We start from the raw sequence: 4410 nt of genomic DNA, 5'->3' as shown, positions 1-4410 counted from the left end.
CGGACTGATGCTTCTTCGGCGTCAAGCCGAAATGGGCGCCCACCTGCTTCGATGATGTGAACCGTCCCGGATCGTCGATCGCACTGGCATAGGTCAGCGCCACGATCGGGCCGACGGCCGGGACCGACGTCAGCAGCCGGGCCTGCTGGTCGGCTCGCACCATCCTGCGGGTCTGCTTCTCGAAGGCCGCGAACTCCTTCCGTAGGATCTCGCGGACCGCCAACAGCGCAGCGGCGATCCGCTCAAGATGCGGATGGCCCGCGACGAGTTCCTGGATCCGCCCCGCAAACGTCCGCGCCGTCACCTTGCCGACCTTGAGGCCAAAGCCGCGCAGGATCCCGCGCAGGCTGTTCTCGACGTCGAGAAGCTTCGCTTGCACCAGCTTGCGCGCGGTCAGCAGCGATCGCGTCTCCTGCGCGCTCAGCGACTTGCAATGCACCGGGCGGAACCAACCCAGCCGCATCAGCTGCGCAATCCCGCGCGCATCGTTACGGTCCGACTTCACCGGCATGGCCTTGAACGCATTCCGCACGTGTCGCGTCTCCAGCAGCTCCACGGCAAGCCCGGCCGCCTTCATCGCCGCAAACAGCCATTGCGACAAGGGTCCGGCCTCCAGCCCGATCCGCTCAAGACCGAAGCCGAGCGAGCGGAACCAGGCGATCAGCGCCTCCGGCTCGCTCGCCACCTTCGCCTCCCGCACGATCTTGCCGTTGGCGTCAACCACACACACGCTCGAGCATTCCAATGACACGTCGATTCCGGCATAGTGCTCCATGGTCGTCTCTCCGCGATGCTTGGAGCGAGGTTCATCCTCGACTCCGTCACACCATCAATGTGAGGGACGACCGCCCGCCCTCCAAGCGAGCCGCGCGCAGCGCGCCACCCATAGCGCCGTAGCAAGCGCGGCTCGCTTGGAGGGCAGCCCGGGGCCCGTTACCCCATCTACGATTCCACGATCAACCTACCCCACGATCCCCGCGGCGACCTGGCCGCGCAGGCGCTCCAGGCTGTGCAGGGTGTTGGCGCAGGCTTCCGCGACCTCGACGCCCTTGATGGCGAAATGCTTGCGGAAGAAATCGTAATGCACCTCGGTCTCGTGGAACTGTTGCGGCGTCAGCACGGCCGAGAACACCGGCACCTCCGTGCGCAACTGCACGTCCATGAGCGCCTTGATCACGGTGTCGGCGACGAATTCGTGGCGGTAGATGCCGCCGTCGACGACGAGGCCCGCGGCGACGATCGCCGTGTAGCGGCGCGTCTTGGCGAGGATCTGCGTGTGCAACGGAATCTCGAACGAGCCCGGCACCTCGAACACGTCGATATTGGTGACATGGCGCGCCTCCATCTCGGCGAGGAAGGCGATGCGGCATTCCTCCACCACGTCGCGGTGCCAGGACGATTGCACGAATGCAACCCGCTGCGGCTTGGCGAAACGCGGATGCGTGGGCGCCGGCGGCGGCTCTGATGTCGCCAGCGCGGCACCCGCGGGCGACTGGACTTCCTCGGCTTCGGGAGTTTGGACTTCGGCGTCTTGCAACATCTGATTCATGGCTTTCCTCTTTCAGGACCAGAATCAGGGCATACGGAAAACGACTGTAGCCACGCGCGATGGCGAGGCTGCCGCAACCGTTCTCTTTCATCCGGACTTTGACCGTCGGCTTCGGAATTGCACCGAATCTGCTGACCCTTCCTCCCGGGAGGAGAAAGGCGCTCGCGGGCTTGGGCCATCAGGCCCTTACCGCCGGTGGGGACTTTCACCCCGCCCTGAGAACATCGGCCGCCCGGAATGGACGACCTGCCCCAAAGCTATTGCCAAACCCACGGACGCGGCAAGCGCCTTGGCATGGCGAATCGGCATGTTCCCCATGTGCCCGGCGCGAGCCTTGACGACCGCTTGGCGACTCTCAGGTGCCCTCGCCCGGGCCGAAACGCGCGGAGCGCGTTAACGATTGCGACGATCGCGCAAATCCGATTCCGATTTGTTCTCGCGTTAATAATTGTGGCGGCGATGAGCTGTGGACGAGCACGCCTTTGGCTGTGGACGGACTCGGGGCCCGGTTGCGCGGATTCCGCAAATCACATCACTTCATCCTGGCAAGCCTCGGAGCGATCGGGAAGGCCACGGGGGCCTGCAGTCGGCAACCATGCGTTATCTGGTGCAGGCCGGCCTTCCGGATGCGTACCAAGAAAGTCAGAAGAACAAGGGTCGAGACGGCATGTCCCTCCTCGAAGGCATAATCGATTCCGAGAACCATCCACTTGCGGTGGTCGAAGACATTGCGGCCGATAACAACTGGGCGTTCGAGCGCGCTGGCGACGAGGTCACGATCGTCTCCAAAGGCGACTGGACCGACTATCAGCTCTCCTTCACCTGGATGAGCGAGATCGAGGCGCTGCATCTGGCGTGCGCCTTCGACATGAAGATTCCACCGGCGCGCCGTCCCGAAGCCCAGCGGCTGATCGCCGCCATCAACGAGCAATTGTGGATCGGCCATTTCGATCTCTGGACCCACACCGGCATGATCATGCATCGTCAGGCGCTGCTGCTGCCCGGCGGGTTGAACGCATCGACCGCGCAATGCGAGAGCATGCTGGTCGGCGCCATCCATGGCTGCGAGCGCTACTACCCGGCGTTTCAGTTCGTGGTGTGGGCCGGCAAGACCGCCCAGGAGGCGATGAGCGCCGCGATGTTCGACACCGAGGGCGAGGCTTAAGGAACACGCGCCGTCGTCCCGGCGGAGGCCGGGACCCATACCGCGTGATGTCCGCATTCAGCTAAAATGCTTGTCGCGCGTTGTGCACCTCACTAGAACCGACTGTGGTTATGGGTCCCGGCCTGCGCCGGGACGACAGTGGTGGCGCCCTTGAGCAACAACACCTTGCAAAATATCACCGGCACCGTCGCGCTTGCCGGCGCGGGCAAGATGGGTGGGGCGATGCTGAGCGGCTGGCTCGCCGGAGGCCTCGATGCCTCGCGCGTCGCCGTGATCGACCCGCAGCCTTCGGCCGAGATCGGTGCGCTGGCCCCCAAGGGCGTCCGTCTCAATCCCAAAGACGCAGGCCACGTCGACGCGCTGGTGGTCGCGGTCAAGCCGCAATCGTTCCGGGATGCCGGCGCCGCGCTCAAGTCGCTGGTCGCGCCATCGACGCTTGTCGTCTCGATAATGGCCGGAACCACCATCGCCTCGCTCGAGGAAGTCTGCGGCGGCGCGGTGGTGCGCGCGATGCCGAACACGCCGGCCTCGATCGGCCGCGGCATCACGGTCGCGGTCGCCGCTAACAATGTCAGCGCCGCGCAGCGTGCGACTGCGGATGCGCTGCTGCGCGCAACCGGCGCGGTGGAATGGGTCGACGACGAGGGCCTGATGGACGCCGTGACCGCGGTCTCCGGCTCCGGTCCGGCCTATGTGTTCCTGCTCGCCGAAGAGCTCGCGCGCGCCGGCGTCGAGGCCGGATTGCCGGAAGACCTCGCCACCAAGCTGGCGCGCGCGACCGTCTCGGGCTCCGGCGAATTGCTGCACCGCTCGGACTTGCCGGCGCCGACCCTGCGTCAGAACGTCACCTCGCCCGGCGGCACCACCGCCGCTGCGCTGGACGTGCTGATGGCGACCGACGGGCTGCGCCCACTGATGATCCGCGCGATTGCAGCCGCGACAAAGCGATCGAAGGAATTGGCGAAGTAGCCGGACTTTGTAGCTTTGTAGGGTGGGCAAAGCGCAGCGTGCCCACCATCACGAGCGGAGTATTCCATGGTGGGCACGCTACGCTTTGCCCACCCCTACGGATTCACTGCTCCGCGATCCGCCTGGTAAAACTCTCGACATTGACCAGGCCGCGGGCGTGGCGGCCGTCGCCGATCTTGCGCTCGCCGTGGAAAGCCTGCACCTCGAAGCGGATCACGCGGCGTTCGACCGCGATGACTTTTGCGGTGGTGCGCACCACCGCGCCCACGGGCGCAGCCCAGAGATGGCGGATATCGACCTCGGTACCCACCGTGACCCAGCCGGGTTGCAGCTTGCCACGGATCGCATCGCCCGAGGCCATCTCCATTTCCAGGATCATCATCGGCGTGGCGTAGACCATCGGCATGCCAGGTACGAAATGCCCGACGGTGCGCTCGGGCGGCACCACAAGCGTGCGCTTGGCGCTCATGCCGATCTTGATGACGTCGCGGGCGTCCATGTTGCCTCACACACGGTATCGTCCCGGACTTGACCCGGGACCCATAACCACGAAAGCGGGTTTGGCGGCGGCTATGGCCACGGCCCAGCGCAACAACGAGTGCCTGTGGTTGATGGGGTGGACGGCCCCCTACGGCATCAGTTGTGCCAGAATGAGGTTGTCGAAATCTCAAACGAGGGAGCCGTCCGTGACGCAGATTATCCGCATTGGAATGGATACGTCGAAGCA

General features: G+C 65.2%; 5 protein-coding genes and 1 riboswitch. Of the genes, 2 read left to right on the top strand and 3 right to left on the bottom strand.

What is annotated here, in order from left to right; genetic code table 11:
* Together ACZYOF_RS42490 and ACZYOF_RS42485 are read right to left on the bottom strand one after the other, a co-directional pair.
* A partial coding sequence (locus ACZYOF_RS42490) for an IS110 family RNA-guided transposase (protein WP_463719468.1) occupies positions 1-775 on the bottom strand: 775 nt, incomplete at its 3' end.
* Between the two features lie 186 nt (positions 776-961).
* Positions 962-1549: a 6,7-dimethyl-8-ribityllumazine synthase gene (locus ACZYOF_RS42485; protein ID WP_130583263.1), complete on the bottom strand. Its 588-nt coding sequence runs from the start codon at positions 1547-1549 to the stop codon at positions 962-964.
* Positions 1550-1624: 75 nt separating this feature from the next.
* Positions 1625-1776, bottom strand: a riboswitch (FMN riboswitch).
* Positions 1777-2216: 440 nt separating this feature from the next.
* On the opposite strand from ACZYOF_RS42485, the gene ACZYOF_RS42480 reads away from it, so the two are divergent.
* Entirely contained in the window at positions 2217-2714 is a 498-nt protein-coding gene (locus ACZYOF_RS42480; RefSeq protein WP_463719467.1) for a type III secretion system chaperone family protein, read from the top strand.
* 150 nt (positions 2715-2864) lie between these two features.
* Entirely contained in the window at positions 2865-3683 is an 819-nt protein-coding gene (gene proC, locus ACZYOF_RS42475; protein WP_463719466.1) for a pyrroline-5-carboxylate reductase, read from the top strand.
* A 103-nt stretch (positions 3684-3786) separates the two neighbouring features.
* On the opposite strand, the gene ACZYOF_RS42470 is transcribed toward proC, so the two are convergent.
* Entirely contained in the window at positions 3787-4182 is a 396-nt protein-coding gene (locus ACZYOF_RS42470) for a thioesterase family protein (RefSeq protein ID WP_463719465.1), read from the bottom strand.
* Positions 4183-4410 lie beyond the last annotated feature (228 nt).

The organism is Bradyrhizobium sp. LeoA1Lang, assembly GCF_055413685.1.
The sequence above is the reverse complement of the archived record's forward strand: the minus strand, read 5'-3'. Positions and strand labels throughout refer to the sequence as shown.